Source organism: Algiphilus sp., assembly GCF_023145115.1.
Lineage (GTDB): Bacteria > Pseudomonadota > Gammaproteobacteria > Nevskiales > Nevskiaceae > Algiphilus.
On record NZ_JAGLEJ010000010.1, the window covers coordinates 130,437 to 150,816 of the forward strand.

Sequence of the window (20,380 nt, forward strand, 5' to 3'; positions counted from 1 at the left end):
GTGGAACCGATCTGGCTCCATCACTACCCCGAAGGCGTTCCCCAGCGCATCGAATCCGACCGCTACGCATCGCTGGTCGACGTGCTCGAGCGCAGCATGGTGGCGCATCGCGACAACGTGGCCTTCGAGAGTCTCGGCGGCCGCCTCCACTATGGCGACGTCGACCGCCTGAGCCAGCACTTCGCCTCGTATCTGCAGAACATCCTCGGCCTGGCGAAGGGCGACCGGCTGGCGCTGATGATGCCCAACCTGCTGACCTATCCGGTGGCGATCATCGGGGCCCTGCGCGCCGGCATGGTGGTGGTGAACATCAATCCGCAGTCGGCGCAGCGCGAGATCGCCGAGCAACTGCGCGATTCGGGCTCGCGCGCGATCCTGGTCGCCGAACCGTATGCGCACAAGCTCGCCCAGGTGCTGCCGGAAACGGCGGTCGAGCGCACCATCGTGTCCACGGTCGGCGATCTGCAGCCGACGGCGCGCAGGCTCGCGCTCAATGCCCGTGCCCGGCACCTGCGCCGCGCCATTCCGAGCTGGAAGATCCCGGGGCATCTCGCCTTCGCCGACGCGCTCGCGCGCGGCGAGCGGCAGCCGGCCAACCGCTGCGTCCTGACCCAGCGCGACCTCGCCTTCCTGCAGTACACCGGGGGCACGACCGGCGAGCCGCGCGGCGTCATGCTGTCGCACGGGAACATGGTGGCGAACGTGCTGCAGTGCCGCGCCTGGATCATGCCGTGGATCGAGGAGGGCCGCGAACGCATCATCACCGCGCTGCCGATCCACCACGCCTTCGCGCTGACCGCGAACTTCCTGGTCTTTTTCGCCATCGGCGGCACCAATCTGCTGATCGCGAACCCGCGCGACTTCACCGGACTGGTGCGCGCGATGGCGCGTACCTCGTTCACCGCGTTCACCGGCGTGAACACGCTCTTCAACCGTCTGCTCAACACGCCCGGCTTCGGCGAGATCGATTTCTCGGCGCTGAAGGTCACGCTGGGTGGCGGATCGGCGGTGCAGGCCGCCGTCGCCGAGCGCTGGCGGGCGGTGACCGGCAAGCCGCTCACCGAAGCCTATGGCCTCACCGAGGCAGCGCCGGCCGTGAGCATGAACCCGCTCTCCGACCCCGAGTACAACGGCACTGTCGGCATGCCGCTGCCGGCCACCGAGATATCGGTGCGCGACGAGAGCGGCGCCGAAGTCCCCACCGGAACCGCCGGCGAGCTCTGCGTGCGTGGCCCGCAGGTCACGCCCGGCTACTGGCGACAGGAAGCGGCCACGCGCGCCGCCTTCACGCGCGACGGCTTCCTCCGCACCGGGGATATCGCCCGCCTCGACGAGCGCGGCTGCATCACGCTGCTGGAGCGACGGCAGGACGTCATCATCGTGTCGGGCTTCAACGTCTACCCGAGCGAGGTGGAAGCCGTGGTCGCCGGCTGCGATGGCGTTCTCGAATGCGCCTGCATGGGCGTGCCCGATTCCGATACCGGCGAGGCGGTGAAGCTCTTCGTGGTGCGCACCGACGAGAGCCTCGATGAACCCAGACTGCGCGCCTACTGCGCCGAGCGCCTGAGCCGCTACAAGCTGCCGCGCGACATCGTCTTCGTGGAAGAGATGCCGAAGAGCCACGTCGGCAAGATCCTGCGCCGGGCGCTGCCCGCGCGATAGTCCGTTGATGGCGGGCGCGGATCCCGGCCCGTTCCGGATCGGCACCAACCGTGTTATCTTATATCATCCATTCCGCAGCACCGACGTCATGTCCCTTCGTACGCAATCCGCCACGGCCTCGCCGCTGGACCGCTTCGCGATCGCCTTCTCCGGCGTCTGCGCGGTGCATTGCGTGCTGATCGTGCTGGCGATCACCAGCATCCCGATCTGGGGCCTCGGCTGGCTGACCGCGCCGCACTTCCACGAGTGGTTCCTGGCGCTGGCGCTGGCGCCCAGTGCCGTGGCGCTGTGGAGCGGCTACCGCCGGCACCGTCGCACGACGGTCATCGGCGGCGGCATCGCGGCGCTGACGCTGATGGCGCTCGCGATCGTGCTGCGCGAGCAGGCCCTCATCTCCGAGCACGGCGAAAGCGTGCTGACGCTCTCCGGCGCCGGCCTGCTGGCAGCGACCCACTGGCGCAACCTGCGCCTGCACGGCAACGAAGACTGCTGCGCGTCCGGCGCCTGAAGACGCCGGACCGGGGCGCGATCAGTTGCGCCCGGCGCTCTCCTCCTCGGACAGCGCGATGTTCATTTCCAGCAGATCGACGCCCTGCTCGCGCTGCACGCGCACGTTGACCGCGTCGTCCGCGACCTGGGTATAGCGGCGCACCACCTCGAGCAGGTCCTCGCGCAGGCGGGGCAGCCAGTCCGGACCGCCGCCGCGGCCCTCGCGCTGATGCATGACCACCAGCTTGAGACGGTCACGCGCCACCGTCGCGGAGTTCTTGCGCTCGCTGCGGAACATTTTCAGCCAGTCCATGACGCGCTCCTAGCCGCCGAACAGCCGGCCGAGAAAGCCCTTCTTCTCGACGTTCATGAAGCGGTGCGCCCGTTCCTCGCCGAGGAAGCGCCCGACCAGATCGTCATAGGCGCCGCCGGCGTCGGTGGCGACATCGGCAACCACCGGCACGCCCTGATTCGACGAGTTGAGCACGGCCTGCGATTCCGGGATCACGCCCAGCAGCGGGATGGCGAGGATGTCGCAGACATCCTCCACCGCCAGCATCTCGCCGCGGTCGACGCGACCGGCGTTGTAGCGGGTGAGGACGAGATGCTCGCGCACCTTGCCGTTGCCCTGCTCGACGCGCCGCGTCTTCGACGCCAGCAGACCGAGCACGCGGTCGGAGTCGCGCACCGACGAGACCTCGGGATTGGTCACGATCAGCGCCTCGTCCGCGAAGTACATCGCCATGTGCGCGCCGCGCTCGATGCCGGCGGGCGAGTCGCAGACGACATAGTCGAACTCCTTCGACAGCTCGTCGAGCACCTTCTCGACGCCCTCGGTGGTCAGCGCATCCTTGTCGCGGGTCTGGCTGGCCGCGAGGATGGCGAGATTCTCGTAGCGCTTGTCGCGGATCAGGGCCTGGCGCAGCGTCGCCTCGCCCTGGATGACGTTGACGAAGTCGAAGACCACCCGCCGCTCGACCCCCATGATGAGATCGAGGTTGCGCAAGCCGACATCGAAGTCGACCACGGCCGTCTTGTGGCCGCGCGCAGCGAGACCGGCGGCGAAGGAGGCGCTCGTGGTGGTCTTGCCGACGCCACCCTTGCCGGAGGTAACGACGATGATCTGTGCCAAGTTCGGGACTCCGCGGATTGTGAATAGCCTGTGACGCGCCATGATAGCGGCGCGATGGGTGCCATGCGCTGAACCGGCGGCGGCCGCTCAGTCGATCGCCGCGAACTGCAGATCCTCGCCGTCCAGCCACACCTGAACGGCCTTGCCGCGCAGCTCGGGGCGCAGCTTCTCGGCAACGTCGTAGACCCCGGCACACGCCACCAGCTCGGGCTCGAAGCGTCGGCAGAAGATGCGGGCGCGCGTGTCGCCGCGGGCGCCGGCGATGGCGCGCCCCCGGAGCGACCCGTAGATGTGGATGTGGCCGTCGGCGATGACCTCGGCGCCCGGACTCACCGTACCGAGCACCACCAGGTCGGCACCGTCGGCATAGACCTGCTGGCCGGAACGGACCTGCGCGTGCACCACGCGCGCCGCGCTGCCGCCGGTCGCCGGCGGATGCTCGGGCGCCGGAACCGCCTCTGCCGGGGCGGGGGCCGCCTCGGGCTCCGGCGCGGGGCGACGGGCGCCGCCGGCGCGCCCGGCCATCAGCATTTCCTCGGACAGCACCGCCAGCCCCGCCGCGGAGGCGGTCGGCGCCAGCTTGCCGTCGGCCACGCCGAGCACCGACAGACCGTGCTCGCGCGCCACCTCGAGCAGGCTGCTGCAGGCGGTGTGGTGCGCGGCGTCGAGCACGATCGGCATGGCGCGCATCATCTCGGGAAGCGACTCGGCCCAGGCGCGGAAATCGGCGACCGTGTCGGACGCGCCGCGCGCCGTCATGCGCACCCGCGTCACCGGCAGCATCATGCCCTTGACCTCGGTTGCGGTACTGTTATCGACGTCGTTCACTGCGATGGCGACCGGAATCTGCGAGGCGCGCATTATTGCGCATCGCCGCCGGGGCATGATTCTGGCGCGCATCGTGCTTGGAGCGATGACATGCCTTCAGGAGCCCGCCCCGTCGACAACGCAACCGCCAGCACCGAGCCACCGCCGCCCGGCACCGGGCATCAGCACGGCCATGCCGGGCGGTCGGCGACCGGGTACTGTAGAACCCGTTCCCAACCGGAGCCCCCCCGTGACACTGCCTGCTGACAAAGGCCAGGATGCAATCAGCTGGCGCGGCTACCGCTCGGATACCTTCGACGAGCTCATCGATGCGAAGGGCCACCCGCGTGACGCGGCACGGGCGCTGACCGACTATCTCTCGCGGCTGACGCCGGCCGACCTCGCCGACCGCCGGCAGGCGGCGGAGCTGGCCATCAAGGCGCTGGGCGTGACCTTCACGGTCTACAGCGACAGCGACGGCCGCAATGTCGACCGGGCCTTCCCATTCGACATCATCCCGCGCACCATCGCGCGCCGCGAGTGGGACCGCACCGAGGCCGGCCTCAAGCAGCGCGTGACTGCGCTCAACCAGTTCATTGCCGACATCTACGGTCCGCGTCACATCATCCGCGACCGGGTCTTCCCGGAGGAGCTCCTCGCCGAGTCGGTCAACTTCCGACCGCAGTGCATGGGCGTGCGGCCCGCCGGCGATGTCTGGGCGCACATCTGCGGTTCCGACCTGGTGCGCGATGCCGACGGCACCATCTACGTGCTCGAGGACAACCTGCGCGTGCCCAGCGGCGTCTCCTACATGCTGGAGAACCGCATGGTCATCAAGCGGGTCTTCCCCGAGGTGTTCGAGACCAGCACCATCCTGCCGGTGGACGACTATCCGGCCCAGCTCTACGACACGCTGGCGGCGCTGTCACCGCGGCCCGCGGACCAGCCGGTCATCGGCCTGCTCACGCCGGGCATGTTCAACAGCGCCTACTTCGAGCACTGCTACCTGGCGCTCCAGATGGGCATCGAGCTGGTCGAGGGCGGCGATCTCTTCGTCGCCGACGACGACTGCTGCTACATGCGCACCATCCACGGTCCGCAGCGCGTCGATGTCCTGTACCGCCGCATCGATGACCTGTTCATGGATCCGGAAGCGTTCCATCCCGATTCCCTGCTGGGCGTGCCGGGCCTGATGCGCGCCTGGCGCGCGGGCAACCTGGCACTGGCCAATGCCCCCGGTGCCGGCGTCGCCGACGACAAGGTGGTCTACGCCTTCGTGCCGGAGATGATCCGCTACTACCTGGATCAGGACCCCATCCTGCCCAACGTGCCGAGCTGGCTGTGCATGCGCAGCGTCGACCGCGACCACGTGCTGGCCAACCTCGACAAGCTGGTGGTCAAGCCGGCCAACGAATCGGGCGGCTACGGCATGCTCATCGGCCCGCGCGCCAGCAAGGCGGAGCGCGAGGCCTTCGCCGACCGCATCCGTGCCAACCCGCGCAACTACATGGCGCAGCCGACGCTGTCGATCTCCACCGCGCCGACGCTCACCGACGACGGCATCGAACCGCGCCACCTCGACCTGCGGCCCTTCATCCTGTCGCGCGAGAATCCCTACGTGACCACCGGCGGCCTGACCCGGGTGGCGATGAACCGGGGCTCGCTTGTGGTCAATTCCTCGCAGGGCGGCGGCGCCAAGGACACCTGGGTGGTGGAAACCGACGAGGAGCCGCGCTGATGCTGTCGCGTACCGCCGAGAACATCTACTGGTTCGGCCGCTACCTCCAGCGCGCCGAGAACACCGCGCGGCTGGTCAACGTCCAGGCCTATCTGTCGCTCGACCTGCCGCGGCGCGTACCGCTGTCCTGGGGCTCGCTGGTGGACATCCTGGGCGCCGGCGAGCTCTTCGCGGGCCGCTACGACAGCCCCGGCGAGGCCGAGGTGGCGCACTTCATCATCGCCGACGAGCGCTTCACCGGCTCGCTGCGCAGCACGCTCGACGCGGCGCGGGAGAACCTGCGCGCGACCCGCGAGACGCTGCCCAGCGACATCTGGGAGAAGCTCAACGAGCTGCACGCCATGGTGATCGCGCGCGGCAACTCGGTGGCCTACCGCCGGGTGCGCACCGACCTGCTGCGCGAGGTCATCGAGGGCTGCCTGACCATCATGGGCATGCTGGTCAACAACATGAGCCGGGGCACCGGCTTCCAGTTCCTGCGCCTGGGCATGGCGCTGGAGCAGGCCGACATGACCACGCGCATCGTCGACGCGCGCTCGGGTGGCATGGTGCCCGACGGCGAGACCGACGAGCTCGCGCCCATCCGCGCCACCCAGTGGATGAGCGTGCTGAAGAGCCTGCACGCCTACCAGATGTACCGGCGGCAGCAGCGCACTCGCGTCACCGGACCGCGCGCGCTCGCCTTCCTGCTCCACGACCCCACCTTCCCGCGCAGCGTCGCGTTCTCGCTGTGGTCGATGCAGCAGACGCTGCCGCGCCTGCCCGAGCACCCCGAGCTGCGCCAGGCGCTCGATGCCGCTGTACAGCTGGTGGCCGGCGCCGACGTGCGCGCACTGCTCGCCGATGATGACGACAGCGCGCTGGGGCGCATGCTGGACGACATCCAGCTCGCGCTCGGGCGCGTGCACGAACGCGTCGACGCGTGCTTCTTCCAGCGACAGACGCAGCAGCAGGCGCTCGAGAACGCCGAAGCGACGGACGCGTAGCGCCGACCGCGCGCGGGGCGGCGGTCGCGATCAGCGCAGACGCAGGACCGATGCGCTGGCGCCGCCGGCTTCGGCGCCGTCGTCGGGATGACCGGTACCGGGCGCACGACCGGCCTCCCAGTCGAAGCGCGGCAGCTTCGAGAAGATCGACTCCAGGTTGCGCGCCCAGCTCTCCTTGAGCTCCGCGTAGTACGGCGTGTCCGTGTCGAGCCGCATGCGGTGCGTGATGTCGAGCGCATCGGTCGGCACCACTGCGAGATCGAGCGGCGGCCCCACCGACAGGTTCGACCGCATGGTCGAGTCCAGCGATACCAGCGCGCAGCGGGCGGCATCCTCCAGCGTCGTCTGCTGACGGATGATGCGATCGAGGATGGGCTTGCCGTACTTGTGCTCGCCGATCTGCAGGAACGGCGACTCCGGCGATACCGTGATGTAGTTGCCCAGCGGGTAGATCAGGTAGACCTGCGGTTCCTCGCCGGCGATCTGCCCGCCGAGGATGAGGGTGGTCTCGACCGTTGCACCGCCTTCGCTGGCGTCGACCTGCTTCTGCGCGCGCTTGGACAGCGTGCCGACGTATTCCGCGACCTCGTACATGCTGGACAGCGTGCGGATCGAGGGCCCGTCGTTCTCGGCCTGAAGGTCCCGCTTGATGGCGGCGAGCACGGCCTGCGTGGTGGCGAGATTGCCCGCCGACATCAGCACGAAGACGCGCTCCCCCGGAAACTGGAAGCTGTGCAGCTTGTTGTAGGTGCGCACGTCGTCGACACCGGCGCTGGTGCGCGTATCCGCCGCGAAGACGAGGCCGCGGTCGACCTTGATGGCGATACAGTAGGTCATGGTGGGCACGAACGGCCGCAGGGAGAGAATGTCGCATTGTAAGCAGCTTCCGGGCCGCGGCGTGATGCGCCTGTCGTGTCATGATGGATCGCTGTCGGCCCGCCGCCGCCGTCCGTCCGGAATTGCCAGGAGACCGCCATGAGCACAATCGATTTCTACTACGACGCTGCCAGTCCCTACACCTACCTCGCCGCCACCCAGATCGACGACATCGCGTCGCGGCACGGCCGCAGCGTGGTCTACAAGCCGATGCTGCTGGGCAAGGTGTTCGAGGCCACCGGCAACCGCATGCCGGCGGCGGTGCCCGCCAAGGGCAAGTACATGATGGGCGACCTGCAGCGCTGGGCGGCCTACTACGGTGTGCCCTTCGCCTTCCCCAAGGTGTTCCCGGTCAACAGCAAGCTGGCGCAGCGCATCGGCTGCGTGCTGCCCGGCGAGCAGGTCGGCCAGTGGGCGCGCGAGATCATGCACAGCTACTGGGTCGAGGGGCACGACATCGGCACCGCCGAGGGCATCCGCACCGCCACCGAGCGCATGGGCCTCGACGGCGATGCCCTCATCGCGGAAGCCGAGGCCGAGCCCGCCAGGACCCGGCTGCGCACGCTCACCGAGGAAGCGGTCGAACGCGGCGTCTTCGGTGCACCGACCTTCTTCGTCGACGACGCCATGTTCTGGGGCTGCGACCGGCTCGGCCTGCTCGAGCACCATCTCGGCCACGCGCGGGCCGCGTGAGCGGCCGCAGCGAGCATCTGGAGGCACGCGGGCTCGTCTTCCACGTCAACCGCTGGGGCGCCGACGGCGCACCGGCCATCGTGGTGCTGCACGGCTGGGGCGACTGCGGCGCGACCTTCGCGCCGCTGGCCGAGTGCTGGGCGGAACACGGCCCGGTCGCCGCACCGGACATGCGCGGGTTCGGCGGCACGCAGCACGCCGGCGGCACCGACTACCTCTTCCCGGAGTACATCCCGGATCTCGACGCGATCCTCGACCGGCTCGCACCGAACGGCCCGATCGTGCTGGTCGGCCACAGCATGGGCGCGCAGATCGCCAGCCTCTATGCCGGCATCCGGCCCGAGCGCGTATCGCATCTGGTGCTGCTCGACGGCCTTCACCTGCCCGACAGCGATCCCGACCGTGCGCCGAAGCGCTATCGGCAATGGCTCCACCAGCTCGCGCAGCCGCCCGAGATCAAGCGCTACGGCGACTTCGACGAGCTGGCGGCGCGCATCCGGCGACAGCATCCGAAGCTCGACGCGCAGCGCGCCGACGCCATCGCACGCGCCTGGGGCGAGGCCGACGGCGACGGCGTGCGCCTGCGCATGGATCCGGTCCACCGGCGGCGCGGCCCGCTGCTCTACCGCGCGGCCGAGTCGATGGCGATATGGCGCGAGATCACGGCCCCGGTGCTGTTCGTCGACGGCGGCGCCTCGCCGTTTCCCGACGCCATCGATGCCGCCGAGCGGACCCGGCGCCGGGAGTGCTTCGCCGACCACTCGGTCGTCACCATCCCGGACACCGGCCACATGCTCCACTTCGAGGCCCCGGACGCCACCGCAGCGGCCGTCACCCGATGGCTGCACGCGCAGGGGGCTCCGGCCGCCGCCGCGCACGGCACCGACGCGGCATGAGCCCTCCGCAGCGCCGCGCAGGGGCCTCCACGGAACAGTAAGCTTGCCCACCCGCACAACCATCGCAATCTTCATGAAAGTCCTCGTCATCGGCGGCGGCGGCCGCGAACATGCTCTCGCCTGGAAGCTCGCGCAGTCACCGCGCGTCGACGAGGTGCTGGTCGCCCCCGGCAACGCCGGCACCGCGCGCGAGAGCGGCTGCCGCAACATCGCCGTGAGCGCCGAGGACATCGACGCATTGCTGGCGCTGGCGCGCGAGGAGGGTGTCGGCTTCACCGTGGTCGGGCCCGAAGCGCCGCTCGCTGCAGGCGTCGTGGACGCCTTCGCCGAGGCCGGACTGCGCTGCTTCGGCCCGCGCCGGGCGGCCGCACAGCTGGAAGCCTCCAAGGCCTTCACCAAGGCTTTCCTGGCCCGCCACGGCATCCCCACCGCCGACTACGCCACCTTCACCGAGGCCGATGCCGCCTGCGCCTGGATCGACGAGCGCGGCGCCCCCATCGTGGTCAAGGCCGACGGCCTGGCCGCCGGCAAGGGCGTGGTGGTGGCACCGGACGTGGCCACCGCGAAGCAGGCCGTGCACGACATGCTGGGCCTGGACGGCGCGCGCGTGGTCATCGAGGAATGCCTGCTCGGCGAGGAAGCCAGCTTCATCGTCGTCGCCGACGGCACCGACTACGTCGCCTTCCCGAGCTCGCAGGACCACAAGCGCATCGGCGACGGCGACACCGGCCCCAACACCGGCGGCATGGGCGCCTACTCGCCGGCCCCGGTGGTCACCGAAACCGTCGAGCAGCGCATCCGCGACACCGTCATCGCGCCGACCCTGGCCGGCCTGGCGGCCGACGGCATCGCCTTCACCGGCTTCCTGTACGCCGGCGTCATGATCGACGCCGACGGCAACCCGCGCGTGCTCGAGTTCAATGTCCGCATGGGCGATCCGGAGACCCAGCCGCTGCTCATGCGCCTGCGCTCGGACCTGCTCGATCTGCTCGAGGCCGCGGTCGACCACCGCCTGGACGCGGTAACGCCGGACTGGGACGAGCGCGCCGCGCTCGGCGTCGTCCTCGCCGCCGAGGGCTACCCGGCGTCGGCGCGCAAGGGCGACGCCATCGGCGGTCTCGACGGCGACACCCCGCCCGCCACCAAGGTCTTCCACGCCGGCACCCGCGTCGGCGACGACGGCAGCGCCATCACCGACGGCGGCCGCGTCCTCTGCGCCTGCGCCCTCGGCGCCGACATCGCCGAAGCCAAGGCGCGCGCCTACGACGTCGTCAACATCATCGACTGGCCGGGGATGCAGTATCGGCGCGATATCGGGTGGCGGGCGTTGCGGTAGAGAACTGGGTCAGTCTCCCGGAAGCAACGATGTAGCAGCTCTCGTCGCCCTCTTGTGCGCTCCGATTCCGCGCCAGGGAACCCGCGAGCGCCTTCAGCCCGCGGCCCCCAGCACTGCCGCCGCGATCGAGAAATAGATCACCACCCCGGTGACGTCGGCGATGGACGCCACCAGCGGCGCGCTGGCGGTCGCCGGGTCGACTTTCAGGCGCGACATCATGAAGGGCAGCGACATGCCGATGAGACTGCCGACCACGACCACGATGATCATGGTCAGCGCCACCACGCCGGCGATGTCGGGTCCGCCGCGCCAGGCGCCGATGCCCGATATGGCCACCGCCATGGTGGCGCCGAGCAGGCTGGCGACGAGAAACTCGCGGCCCAGCATGCGGCCCCAGTCGCGCATCTGGACGTCGCCGGTGGCGAGGGCGCGCACCATCAGCGTGGAGGCCTGCGAGCCGGCGTTTCCGGCGCTGGCGATGAGCAGCGGCAGGAAGAACAGCAGCGCCAGGTGGGCGGCGATGGTGTCCTCGAAGTGGGCGATGCCAGCGCCCGAGAAGATGTTGCCGAAGACCAGCACCACCAGCCAGAACACGCGGCTGCGGTAGAGGCTGGTGATGCTGGCATCGCGGATGCTGCCGACCAGCGCTGCCGAGCCGCCGGCCTTGTGGAAGCCCGCAGTGGCGGCTTCCTCGGCGACGTCCATGGCGTCGTCGTAGGTCACGATGCCGATGAGCCGCGCGTCGGGATCGGTCACCGGCAGCGCGATCAGGTCGTACTTGGCGATCATCTTGGCGGCTTCGTCGCGCGCCTCGTCGGCGTCGCAGTGGATGGGCTCGCGCTTCATGAACTGCTCGACGCGCGCGTGCGGCGGCGCGACGATGAGATCGCGCAGCGAGACGGTGCCCATGAGGTGGCGCAGCTCGTCGACCACGTAGGCCTGGTAGATGGTCTCCTTGTCGGGCGCCACGCGCCGCAGCTGCTCGACCGCCTGACGCGCGGTCAGCTCGGGGGTGAGGGTGGCGTAGTCGGAGGTCATCACCGAGCCCACCGTGCCCTCCTCGTAGGCCGCCAGTCGGCGGATGTCCTCGCGCTCGACCTGGGCCAGCGCCGGCAGCAGGGTTTCCTGCGCCTCGCCGGGCAGCGCGTTGTAGAGGTCGGCACGCTCGTCGGCCGACATCTCGACGAAGAGCGCCACCAGCTCCCGGCGCGCCATCAGCTGCACGATGGCGAGCTGGAACTCGGGCGGCAGGTAGCCGAAGATCTCGGCGCGGGCATCGGACGGAACCTGTGTCAGCAGGCGCCGGACATCGGTCGGCTCGAGCTCGGCAAGCGTGGCCGCCACGTCCGCCGGATGGGTCTGGCGCACGATGAGCGGGAAAATGCTGTCGTCGCCGTTGATCGCGGCGCGGAGAGAGAACAGCACTTCTTCGCGTTCCATGGGCCACCTCGATGCGTCCCGAGACGGCCCGGACGACGGTGCCCGCGGGCACTGCCGCCTGTCGCGCCTCGCTACGCGGACTGGTTGACGGAGCGGGAACCGGGACTCGGATCGTCCATGCGCTCGGTGAGGAATCAGGGGAGTGCGCCGCGGCCGGTGCCGCGGCACGCGCGCATCATAGACGCGCGCCGGGTCTTGTCAACCGCATCGCGGATCAGGCCGCATCGTCTCCCGCGGGCAGGTGCGTGCAGCCGTCGCGCCACGCCAGCAGAGCCGACAGCGCGTGCTGCGTGTAGTCCACCCGGAGCTCGGCCGCGCGCGGATCGCCGCTGCCGGCCGGGGCGCGGGGGAAGGCCCCGGCGTGGCGACCGCTGCGCAGCTGGCCCGCGAGCAGGTAGGCCACCGCGCGCGGCACGATGCTGGCCAGCGCCGCGGTGGTGGGGTGCCCCGGCGGCAGCAGATCGCGCACCGCCAGGATGCCCTCCAGGCGGATCGCGGTCGGCGTCAGGCGCCCGCAGGCGGTGAGCGCGCCGGAGCCCTGCACGTGGGTCAGCATGGCGTCGATGATCCCGAGTGCGTGCGCGACCAGACGCTCGCGCTCCATGGCGTAGGGCCACAGCGCCTCGGTGGCGAGCAGCGCCCAGTGATCGGGTTCGTGCCTGTCGTCGCGGGCGCGTGTATCGGCCAGATGCAGCAGCGCGGATTCGGCGCGGTCGAGCCATTCGGGTTCATCGTCGACGCCGTAGAGCCGCACCAGTCCGAGCGCCGCTTCCCCCGGGTAGTAGAGCGACTGCCAGCCGGTCTGCGGGCCGTCCTTGGCGCTGTACTTGGAGACGAAGCGGCCGTCCGGCGCCTGCATCGCGGCGATGAAGCCCCCCACCCCGCTGAGGATATCGATGGGCGGGCGCCACTGGGCGTCGTCGCGCGCGCCGCACCATGCCGCCAGCGCCAGCCCGGCGGCACCGAGCTTGGCCTCGTCGGGCTTGCCCTCGACGTCGCCCCAGAGTGCGTACTGGTCCTCGGTGCCGGGCACCAGCCGTACGCAGGCAGTGGCAAGGTAGCGCGACACCTCGCTGTAGAGCGCCGCCGCGCGCGCATCCGGCACCCGCTCGTAGTGCTGGGCGAGCGCGTACAGCGTGCCGGCGTGGCGCGCGATGTTGTAGCGCTGCATGGGCCGGCCGCGCCGGTTGTAGCCGTACTCCAGCCGCCCGGCGAAGCGCACCTGCGCGTGCAGCGAGGCCACCGCGTCCGCGATGGCCCGGTCAAGCTGCTCGCCGCCGACCGGCGCAGAATCCCCCATGCCGCCCTCCTCCTTGTGCCGGAGCCGTCGTGTTCCAGGAAAGGACCGGACGCTGTCGTGAACCGGTCTGGCCGCGATTGTAGTGGCCCTCACGCCTGGAGCACGACCCGGCACCGAGCCGAAGCCAATGCGCCTGATGATCGGCACCACTGCCGCCACCCGCATGGCGCTTCATCGTGTTGCCGCCTCCCCGCCCCCACCCAACCCGGCTTTCGAGCGCGCACGGCCTTTTGCGCGGACCTGCGCGGCCTCGTTCGGAACTTCGACAGAACACGAGGATCGTGTACACTATGTACACGAGGAACATGGGTCGCCACATGCGCAATATCACCTTCAGCGCCGACGAGCATCTCATCGAAGCCGCCCGCGCCCAGGCACGCACGCGCAACACCACGCTGAACGAGGAGTTCCGGCGCTGGCTGGAGAATTACACGCAGCGGGAGGAACGCATGCGGCGCTACGAGGAGACGACGAAGGCGCTCAGAGGCAAGCTCGTGGTCGGAACGCGTTTGACCCGCGAAGAGCGCAATGAGCGCTGACGCATTTCTGGATACCAACGTCTTCGTCTACGAGCTGGACAGGACGGAACCGTACAAATCCGACACCGCCTCCAGACTCATCGCCTCGGCACTTGCCGAGGACAGCGGCTGCATCAGCTACCAGATCATCCAGGAGTGCCTGAGCACATTCATGCGGAAAGCGCGGATCCCGATTTCGGTGGCCGACATGCGCAGCTACATGCACAACGTGCTGATCCCGATGTACCGCATCCCGGCGACGGTCGCGCTCTACGAACGCGGACTTGCGCTGCATGAACGCTATGGATTCGCGATCTACGACTGCCTCGTCGTCGCGGCCGCGCTGGAGGCTGGCTGTCGCACGCTGTACACGGAGGATCTGCAGCACGGCCAGCAGATCGAACAGCTGCGCATCGTCAACCCCTTTCTCGTGGACTGATCAGAGCACGATGCGGCGCATGTCCTCGAGCAGGTTCTTGACGTGCACGATGAAGCGCGCGGCTGCCGCACCGTCGATGACGCGGTGGTCGTAGGACAGCGATAGCGGGCACATCAGGCGCGGCCGGAACTGCTCGCCGTCCCACACCGGCTGCATGCTGGCCTTCGATACGCCGAGGATGGCGACCTCGGGCGCGTTGACGATGGGCGTGAAGTGACTGCCGCCGATGCCGCCCAGGCTGGAGATCGAGAAGCAGCCGCCCTGCATCTCGTCGGGCTTGAGCTTGCCGTCGCGCGCCTTCGCCGCCAGCGCACCGCACTCGGCCGCGAGCACGCTGACCGGCTTGCTCCAGACGTCGCGCACCACCGGCACCAGGAGGCCGTTGGGCGTATCCGCCGCGAAGCCGACATGGCAGTACTGCTTGCGGATCAGGCGCTGGCCGTCGGCGGACAGCGAGCTGTTGAAATCCGGGAACTCGGCCAGTGCCGCGCCCACCGCCTTGATGACGAAGGGCAGCAGGGTGAGCTTGCGCTCGGCCGTGCTCTCGGCCTTGCGGAAGGCTTCCAGATCGGTGATGTCGGCGTCGTCGGTCTGCGTGACGTGCGGCACCAGCAGCCAGTTGCGGTGCAGGTTCTGCGCCGAGATGCGCCGGATGCGCGGCAGCTCGTGCTCCTCGACCGGGCCGAAGCGGCTGAAGTCGACCTCGGGCTGCGCCGGCAGACCGCCCCCACCCGCCGGCGCGGTGGCCTGCGGCGCCTGCGAGAGCGCCTGCTTGACGCGCTTCTGCACGTCCTCGCGCACGATGCGTCCCTTGGCGCCACTGCCGGTCACGGTCGCCAGATCGACGCCGAGCTCGCGCGCGAAGCGGCGCACGGCCGGGCTGGCGTGCGGAATCAGCTGGCCGTCGGACTGCGGCTGCATGCGCGGGCCCTGGGCGGCGCTGCCGGTGTCACCGGTCTGCGCAGCGGGTGCCTCATCCTGCGCCGCTTGCGGTCCGGGTTGTGGTTCGGACTGCGGCTGCGGTTCGGGGGCCTGCGCGGGCGCCGGCGCCGGTTGCGCGGCACCCGCCACGGTGAGCTCGCAGATGACATCGCCCTGGCTGACCTTGTCGCCCTGCTTCAGGGCCACGCTTCCGACGGTGCCGGCCTGCGGTGCGGGCACCTCCATGGTCGACTTGTCGGACTCCAGCACGATGATGGGCTGGTCCGCCTCGACCGTGTCGCCGTCGGCGATCAGCACCTCGATCACCGGCACGTCGGTGAAGTCGCCGATATCGGGCACGCGCACGGTCTCGGTCGACTGCGCCGGCGCCGGTGACGATGCGCTCGCCGGCTCCGGCTCCGGCTCCGCTTCGGGCTCGGGCTCGGGCTCCGGCTGGGGGGCCGGCTCGGGTTCGGCTGCCGGCGCCTCGGATGCCGGTGCCGGGGCATCGCCGGCATCCGGCACCAGCGTGCAGATCGGACTGCCCTCCGAGACCGTATCGCCGACCTTGCACTGCAGGGCCTCGATGGTGCCGGCCTCGGGCGCCGGGATCTCCATCGTGGACTTGTCGGACTCCAGCACGATCAGCGGCTGCTCGGCCTCGACGCGGTCGCCGGCGGCGACCAGCACCTCGATGACCGGCACGCCCTCGAAGCCGCCGATGTCCGGTACCGCGATCGTCTTGCCCGCCATCAGGAAAGCCTCGGATTGGCCTTGGCGGCCTTGATGCCGAAGATGCGCATGGCCTGGCCGACCTTGGTCTTGGGAATGACGCCCTCGTCCGCCAGCGCCTTGAGCGCGCGCACGGTGATCCAGCGCCGGTCGACCTCGAAGAAGTCGCGCAGGCGGTTGCGCGTATCCGAGCGACCATAGCCGTCGGTGCCCAGCGCCGAGAGATTGCGGTCCAGGAAGGGCCGGATCTGCTCGACGTAGGCCCGCACGTGATCGGTGGCCGCCACCACCGGCCCGGGATGCTTGTCCAGCACCTGCTGGATGTAGCTCTGCTTCGGCTTGCGGTTGGGGTGCAGCAGATTGTCGCGGTCGGTGTCCTGGCCGTCGCGCGCCAGCTCGGTGAAGCTGGTGACGCTCCAGACATCGGCGGTGACGCCGAACTCCTCGGCGAGCAGCTCGGCGGCGGCCTCGACCTCGCGCAGGATGGTGCCGCTGCCGAGCAGCTGCACGTGCTGCCTGGAGGGCTTCTTCGGTCCGCGGAGACGATAGATGCCGCGGATGATGCCGTCCTCGACGCCCTCGGGCATGGGCGGGTGGGCGTAGTTCTCGTTGTAGAGCGTCAGGTAGTAGTAGACGTCGCGCCCCTCGCCATACATCTCCTGCAGGCCGTGGCGCATGATGACGGCGAGCTCGTAGGCGTAGGCGGGGTCGTAGCTGCGGCAGTTGGGCACCACGCCGAAGAGCACGTGGCTGTGACCGTCCTCGTGCTGCAGACCCTCGCCGTTGAGCGTGGTGCGGCCGGCGGTCGCGCCGAGCAGGAAGCCGCGTGCACGCGCGTCACCGGCCGCCCAGCACAGATCGCCGACGCGCTGGAAGCCGAACATCGAGTAGAAGATGTAGAACGGCAGCATGGGCACGCCGTGATTGGCGTAGCTGGTGGCCGCCGCCAGCCACGACGAGATCGAGCCGGCCTCGGTGATGCCCTCCTCGAGGATCTGGCCCTTGACGTCCTCCTTGTAGAAGGCCAGCGAGTCGGCGTCCTCGGGACGGTACTTCTGGCCGACCACCGAGTAAATGCCGAGGCTGCGGAACATGCCCTCCATGCCGAAGGTGCGCGCCTCGTCCGGAATGATCGGCACCACGCGATCGCCGACCTTCTTGTCGCGGATCAGCGCCTGCAGGAACTGCACGAAGGCCATGGTGGTGGAGACCTCGCGCTCACCGCTGCCGTCGAGCTGGCGCTGGAAGGCGCTCAGCGGCGGAATCTCCAGCGCCGGCGCGGTGACCTGACGCTGGGGCAGATAGCCGCCGAGCGCCTCGCGCCGCGCCTTGAGGTACTTGATCTCCTCGGAATCCTCGCCCGGGTGATAGAAGGGCGTGTCCTTGATCTGCTCGTCGCTGATCGGGATCTGGAAGCGGTCGCGGAAGGCCTTGAGCGCCTCCTCTCCCATCTTCTTCTGCTGATGGGTGATGTTCTGGCCCTCGCCGGCCTCGCCCATGCCGTAGCCCTTGACGGTCTTGGCGAGGATGACGGTGGGCCGGCCGTCGGCATGGTTGACGGCGCGGTGATAGGCCGCGAACAGCTTGTGCGGGTCGTGACCGCCGCGGTTGAGGCGGGCGATGTCCTCGTCCGACATGGCTTCGACCAGCTTCGCGGTCTCCGGATACTTGCCGAAGAAGTGCTCGCGCGTGAACTTGCCGCCGCGCGCCTTGAAGGACTGGTACTCGCCGTCGACGGTCTCGTTCATCAGCTCCAGCAGCTTGCCGCTGGCATCGCGCGCCAGCAGCGCGTCCCAGGCCGAGCCCCAGATCACCTTGATGACGTTCCAGCCGGCGCCGCGGAAGACGCCCTCCAGCTCCTGGATGATCTTGCCGTTGCCGCGCACCGGGCCGTCAAGCCGCTGCAGGTTGCAGTTGACCACGAAGACCAGGTTGTCCAGCTTCTCGCGCGCGGCGATGTCGATGGCGCCGAGCGATTCGGGCTCGTCCATCTCGCCGTCGCCGCAGAAGCACCACACCTTGCGGCCGTTGGTGGTCGCCAGACCGCGGTTCTCCAGGTACTTCATGAAGCGCGCCTGGTAGATCGAGGTGATCGGTCCCAGGCCCATGGATACGGTCGGGAACTGCCAGAAGTCCGGCATCAGCCACGGGTGCGGGTAGGACGACACGCCCTTGCCCTCGGACTCGTAGCGGAAGTTGAAGATCTGCTCCTCGGTCAGCCGCCCTTCCAGGAAGGCGCGCGCGTAGATGCCGGGCGTGACGTGGCCCTGGATGTAGAGCAGGTCGGCGCCATCGGGGTGGTCCGGCCCCTTGAAGAAGTGGTTGAAGCCGACGTCGTAGATGGTGGCGGCCGACGCGAAGCTGGCGATGTGACCACCGACGCCGGCGTGCTCGCGGTTGGAGTTCACCACCATCGCGATGGCGTTCCAGCGGATCAGCGAGCGGATCTTCCACTCCAGCGCGTGATCGCCTTCGGAGCGCGCCTCGGCGTCGGGCGGAATGGTGTTGATGTAGGCGGTGTTGGGCGAGAACGGGATGAAGGCACCCGAACGCCGCGCGCGCTCGATCAGCGTCTCGAGCAGGAAGTGGGCGCGCTCGGGGCCCTCGCGCTGCAGAACCGAATCGAGCGACTCGATCCACTCGCCGGTCTCGATCGCGTCGCTGTCCTTGAACTGGGTCACATTGTCTCCTCTGGCCGTAACCGTCCGGCCGATGCGCAGCACTCTAGACGCAGCCCTTGCGATATGTCCAATATATGATTGGATCACTTCTCATATGTTTTCGATATGGAATTGCGGCACCTGCGCTACTTTCTCGCGGTCGCCGAGGCCCGCCACTTCACGCGCGCCGCCGAGCGGCTGGGCATCGGCCAGCCGCCGCTGTCGCAGCAGATCCGCGCGCTGGAAAACGAGCTCGGCACGCCCCTGTTCCGGCGACTGCCGCGCGGCGTGGAACTGACCGAAGCCGGCAACTCCTTCTTCGAGGACGCCCGCCACATCGTGGCCGCGGCCGATGCGGCGGTGGAACGCGCCCAGCGCGTGGCGCGCGGGGACGTCGGACGCCTGCGCATCGGCATGATCAACTCGGCCCCATTCCACCCCTTCGTCCCGCGCACCATCCGCGAGTTCGGCCGCCGCTATCCGGAGATCCACCTGTCACTGGAGGAGAACAGCACGCCGGTGCTGGCCGAGGCGGTGCTCAAGGAGGAGAGCGACATCGCCTTCGTGCGGCCGCTGCTGGGCGAGACCGCCGAGCTGGTCTCCGAGGCGCTGTTCGACGAGGACATGCTGGTGGCGCTGCCGCTGGGTCACGCGCTGGCGCACTTCCAGAGCCTGTCGCTGTGGGCGCTCGCCGGGGAGGCCTTCGTGCTGTTCCCGCGCATCGTCGGTGCCGGGCTCTACGACGAGATCATCAGCGCCTGCCGGCGCAACGGCTTCAGCCCCAAGGTGGCGCAGGAGACCTCGCAGGTGACCTCGATCGTCAACCTGGTGGCCGCCGGCCTCGGCGTGTCGCTGGTGCCGGCCTCGATGCAGCAGATCCATTCCGAGGGGGTCACCTACCGCCCCATCGCCGGCGACGCGCCGCGCGCGCGCATGGACCTCATCCACCGCCGCGACGACGCATCTGCGGCCACCGCCAACATGATCGCGCTGGCGCGCGAGCTGGAGAAGGGCTGAACGAAGGCTGGGCATGAGAGGCGCTCCGGAGCCCGGCAGCATTGCACCGAACGCTTCATGAATGTACAGTATAAGTGTGCATATTGTGAGGCGCGCTCATGGAAGCCTCCTTCGTCGACCTGCGCAAGAAGTCCGCGGAGATCATCAGGGCCCTGAAGCGGAAGGAGCGCATCACTCTGCTCTACAGAGGCAAGCCGGCGGCCATCATGGAACCGATCGACGCGCATGCCGAAGGCCGTTCCGCCGCAGCTTCGCAGCACGCGGCGTTCGGGATCTGGAGCGACCAGGACGGGCGCCTCCCCGTTGACGAGCACGTCCGGAAGCTACGCCGCCGCCGCTACGATGCTCTTTGATACCGACGTCCTGATCTGGTTCCTGCGGGGCAACCCCAAGGCTGCCAGAGCGATCGATGCGGCCGACCGGCGCAGCATCTCGATCGTGACCTACATGGAGCTGTTGCAGGGTGCCCGGGACAAGCGGGAGACCCACCACATCCGTTCCTTCCTCAACGACTTCGGCTTCACCACCGTGCCGCTGTCGGGCAACACCGGCCACCGCGCCTCCATCTACATCGAGGAGTACGCGCTGGCCAGCGCCATCGGCGTGGCCGACGCCCTGATCGCGGCCACCGCCGTGGAAGCGAACGAGGTCCTGCTCACCGGCAACGCCAAGCACTACAAACCGATTCAGGACCTGCAGATGACGCGGTTCCGGCCCTCCTGACCACGGCCGCCCCCT

20 protein-coding genes are annotated in these 20,380 nt (G+C 69.3%); 12 read left to right on the plus strand and 8 right to left on the minus strand.

Going from position 1 to position 20,380, the window contains the following annotated elements:
• Together KAH28_RS03290 and KAH28_RS03295 are read left to right on the plus strand one after the other, a co-directional pair.
• Entirely contained in the window at positions 1-1,662 is a 1,662-nt protein-coding gene (locus tag KAH28_RS03290; RefSeq protein ID WP_290574384.1) for an AMP-binding protein, read from the plus strand.
• A gap of 88 nt (positions 1,663-1,750) precedes the next feature.
• Positions 1,751-2,170 carry a MerC domain-containing protein gene (locus tag KAH28_RS03295; RefSeq protein ID WP_290574385.1) on the plus strand — a complete coding sequence of 140 codons (420 nt, stop codon included), beginning with the start codon at positions 1,751-1,753 and terminating at the stop codon, positions 2,168-2,170.
• A 21-nt stretch (positions 2,171-2,191) separates the two neighbouring features.
• Here the strand turns inward: KAH28_RS03295 and minE are convergent, their stop codons facing one another.
• The 3 genes from minE to minC form a co-directional block, all read right to left on the minus strand.
• Positions 2,192-2,464, minus strand: coding sequence for a cell division topological specificity factor MinE (minE, locus tag KAH28_RS03300; RefSeq protein WP_290574386.1), 273 nt, complete (start codon positions 2,462-2,464; stop codon positions 2,192-2,194).
• Between the two features lie 9 nt (positions 2,465-2,473).
• On the minus strand, positions 2,474-3,283 hold the full coding sequence (gene minD / locus KAH28_RS03305) for a septum site-determining protein MinD (protein WP_290574387.1): 810 nt from the start codon (positions 3,281-3,283) through the stop codon (positions 2,474-2,476).
• 87 nt (positions 3,284-3,370) lie between these two features.
• On the minus strand, positions 3,371-4,144 hold the full coding sequence (gene minC / locus KAH28_RS03310; RefSeq protein WP_290574388.1) for a septum site-determining protein MinC: 774 nt from the start codon (positions 4,142-4,144) through the stop codon (positions 3,371-3,373).
• 229 nt (positions 4,145-4,373) lie between these two features.
• Here minC and KAH28_RS03315 point away from each other — a divergent pair, with 229 nt between their 5' ends.
• Positions 4,374-5,828, plus strand: coding sequence for a circularly permuted type 2 ATP-grasp protein (locus tag KAH28_RS03315; protein WP_366918115.1), 1,455 nt, complete (start codon positions 4,374-4,376; stop codon positions 5,826-5,828).
• Entirely contained in the window at positions 5,828-6,814 is a 987-nt protein-coding gene (locus tag KAH28_RS03320) for an alpha-E domain-containing protein (RefSeq protein ID WP_290574390.1), read from the plus strand. The genes KAH28_RS03315 and KAH28_RS03320 overlap by 1 nt, the downstream gene beginning before the upstream one ends.
• Positions 6,815-6,844: 30 nt before the next feature.
• Here KAH28_RS03320 and KAH28_RS03325 read toward each other — a convergent pair whose 3' ends face one another.
• Positions 6,845-7,651, minus strand: a complete 807-nt coding sequence (locus tag KAH28_RS03325; protein ID WP_290574391.1) for a peptidase — start codon at positions 7,649-7,651, stop codon at positions 6,845-6,847.
• A 138-nt stretch (positions 7,652-7,789) separates the two neighbouring features.
• On the opposite strand from KAH28_RS03325, the gene KAH28_RS03330 reads away from it, so the two are divergent.
• The 3 genes from KAH28_RS03330 to purD all read left to right on the plus strand — a co-directional run bounded on the left by KAH28_RS03330 (position 7,790) and on the right by purD (position 10,615).
• Positions 7,790-8,383, plus strand: coding sequence for a 2-hydroxychromene-2-carboxylate isomerase (locus tag KAH28_RS03330; protein ID WP_290574392.1), 594 nt, complete (start codon positions 7,790-7,792; stop codon positions 8,381-8,383).
• On the plus strand, positions 8,380-9,279 hold the full coding sequence (locus KAH28_RS03335; RefSeq protein ID WP_290574393.1) for an alpha/beta hydrolase: 900 nt from the start codon (positions 8,380-8,382) through the stop codon (positions 9,277-9,279). The genes KAH28_RS03330 and KAH28_RS03335 overlap by 4 nt, the downstream gene beginning before the upstream one ends.
• 73 nt (positions 9,280-9,352) lie before the next feature.
• Positions 9,353-10,615: a phosphoribosylamine--glycine ligase gene (purD, locus tag KAH28_RS03340; protein WP_290574394.1), complete on the plus strand. Its 1,263-nt coding sequence runs from the start codon at positions 9,353-9,355 to the stop codon at positions 10,613-10,615.
• Positions 10,616-10,708: 93 nt separating this feature from the next.
• On the opposite strand, the gene mgtE is transcribed toward purD, so the two are convergent.
• Both mgtE and KAH28_RS03350 read right to left on the minus strand, forming a co-directional pair.
• On the minus strand, positions 10,709-12,055 hold the full coding sequence (gene mgtE, locus KAH28_RS03345) for a magnesium transporter (RefSeq protein ID WP_290574395.1): 1,347 nt from the start codon (positions 12,053-12,055) through the stop codon (positions 10,709-10,711).
• Positions 12,056-12,269: 214 nt separating this feature from the next.
• Positions 12,270-13,355, minus strand: a complete 1,086-nt coding sequence (locus KAH28_RS03350) for a hypothetical protein (RefSeq protein WP_290574396.1) — start codon at positions 13,353-13,355, stop codon at positions 12,270-12,272.
• 317 nt (positions 13,356-13,672) lie between these two features.
• Between KAH28_RS03350 and KAH28_RS03355 the strand changes: the two genes are divergently transcribed.
• Positions 13,673-13,894: a hypothetical protein gene (locus KAH28_RS03355; protein ID WP_290574397.1), complete on the plus strand. Its 222-nt coding sequence runs from the start codon at positions 13,673-13,675 to the stop codon at positions 13,892-13,894.
• On the plus strand, positions 13,884-14,312 hold the full coding sequence (locus KAH28_RS03360; protein ID WP_290574398.1) for a PIN domain-containing protein: 429 nt from the start codon (positions 13,884-13,886) through the stop codon (positions 14,310-14,312). Before KAH28_RS03355 ends, KAH28_RS03360 begins: the two co-directional genes overlap by 11 nt.
• Here the strand turns inward: KAH28_RS03360 and aceF are convergent, their stop codons facing one another.
• The gene (gene aceF / locus KAH28_RS03365; protein ID WP_290574399.1) at positions 14,313-15,986 is read right to left on the minus strand and encodes a dihydrolipoyllysine-residue acetyltransferase; all 1,674 of its coding nucleotides are present in this window, start codon (positions 15,984-15,986) and stop codon (positions 14,313-14,315) included.
• The gene (gene aceE, locus KAH28_RS03370; RefSeq protein WP_290574400.1) at positions 15,986-18,646 is read right to left on the minus strand and encodes a pyruvate dehydrogenase (acetyl-transferring), homodimeric type; all 2,661 of its coding nucleotides are present in this window, start codon (positions 18,644-18,646) and stop codon (positions 15,986-15,988) included. Before aceE ends, aceF begins: the two co-directional genes overlap by 1 nt.
• A gap of 105 nt (positions 18,647-18,751) precedes the next feature.
• On the opposite strand from aceE, the gene KAH28_RS03375 reads away from it, so the two are divergent.
• The 3 genes from KAH28_RS03375 to KAH28_RS03385 all read left to right on the plus strand — a co-directional run bounded on the left by KAH28_RS03375 (position 18,752) and on the right by KAH28_RS03385 (position 20,365).
• Entirely contained in the window at positions 18,752-19,642 is an 891-nt protein-coding gene (locus KAH28_RS03375) for a LysR family transcriptional regulator (protein WP_290574401.1), read from the plus strand.
• A gap of 98 nt (positions 19,643-19,740) precedes the next feature.
• The gene (locus KAH28_RS03380) at positions 19,741-19,995 is read left to right on the plus strand and encodes a hypothetical protein (RefSeq protein WP_290574402.1); all 255 of its coding nucleotides are present in this window, start codon (positions 19,741-19,743) and stop codon (positions 19,993-19,995) included.
• Positions 19,985-20,365: a type II toxin-antitoxin system VapC family toxin gene (locus tag KAH28_RS03385; RefSeq protein ID WP_290574403.1), complete on the plus strand. Its 381-nt coding sequence runs from the start codon at positions 19,985-19,987 to the stop codon at positions 20,363-20,365. The genes KAH28_RS03380 and KAH28_RS03385 overlap by 11 nt, the downstream gene beginning before the upstream one ends.
• The last annotated feature ends 15 nt before the right edge of the window (positions 20,366-20,380 follow it).

What these genes read in the sequence shown, in the direction of transcription:
- KAH28_RS03295 (WP_290574385.1), top strand. Translation starts at nt 1,751, where the DNA reads ATGTCCCTTCGTACGCAATCCGCCACGGCCTCGCCGCTGGACCGCTTC.
- minE (WP_290574386.1), bottom strand. Translation starts at nt 2,464, where the DNA reads ATGGACTGGCTGAAAATGTTCCGCAGCGAGCGCAAGAACTCCGCGACG.
- minC (WP_290574388.1), bottom strand. Translation starts at nt 4,144, where the DNA reads ATGCGCGCCTCGCAGATTCCGGTCGCCATCGCAGTGAACGACGTCGAT.
- KAH28_RS03320 (WP_290574390.1), top strand. Translation starts at nt 5,828, where the DNA reads ATGCTGTCGCGTACCGCCGAGAACATCTACTGGTTCGGCCGCTACCTC.
- KAH28_RS03325 (WP_290574391.1), bottom strand. Translation starts at nt 7,651, where the DNA reads ATGACCTACTGTATCGCCATCAAGGTCGACCGCGGCCTCGTCTTCGCG.
- KAH28_RS03330 (WP_290574392.1), top strand. Translation starts at nt 7,790, where the DNA reads ATGAGCACAATCGATTTCTACTACGACGCTGCCAGTCCCTACACCTAC.
- purD (WP_290574394.1), top strand. Translation starts at nt 9,353, where the DNA reads ATGAAAGTCCTCGTCATCGGCGGCGGCGGCCGCGAACATGCTCTCGCC.
- mgtE (WP_290574395.1), bottom strand. Translation starts at nt 12,055, where the DNA reads ATGGAACGCGAAGAAGTGCTGTTCTCTCTCCGCGCCGCGATCAACGGC.
- KAH28_RS03350 (WP_290574396.1), bottom strand. Translation starts at nt 13,355, where the DNA reads ATGGGGGATTCTGCGCCGGTCGGCGGCGAGCAGCTTGACCGGGCCATC.
- KAH28_RS03355 (WP_290574397.1), top strand. Translation starts at nt 13,673, where the DNA reads ATGCGCAATATCACCTTCAGCGCCGACGAGCATCTCATCGAAGCCGCC.
- KAH28_RS03360 (WP_290574398.1), top strand. Translation starts at nt 13,884, where the DNA reads ATGAGCGCTGACGCATTTCTGGATACCAACGTCTTCGTCTACGAGCTG.
- aceF (WP_290574399.1), bottom strand. Translation starts at nt 15,986, where the DNA reads ATGGCGGGCAAGACGATCGCGGTACCGGACATCGGCGGCTTCGAGGGC.
- KAH28_RS03375 (WP_290574401.1), top strand. Translation starts at nt 18,752, where the DNA reads ATGGAATTGCGGCACCTGCGCTACTTTCTCGCGGTCGCCGAGGCCCGC.
- KAH28_RS03380 (WP_290574402.1), top strand. Translation starts at nt 19,741, where the DNA reads ATGGAAGCCTCCTTCGTCGACCTGCGCAAGAAGTCCGCGGAGATCATC.
- KAH28_RS03385 (WP_290574403.1), top strand. Translation starts at nt 19,985, where the DNA reads ATGCTCTTTGATACCGACGTCCTGATCTGGTTCCTGCGGGGCAACCCC.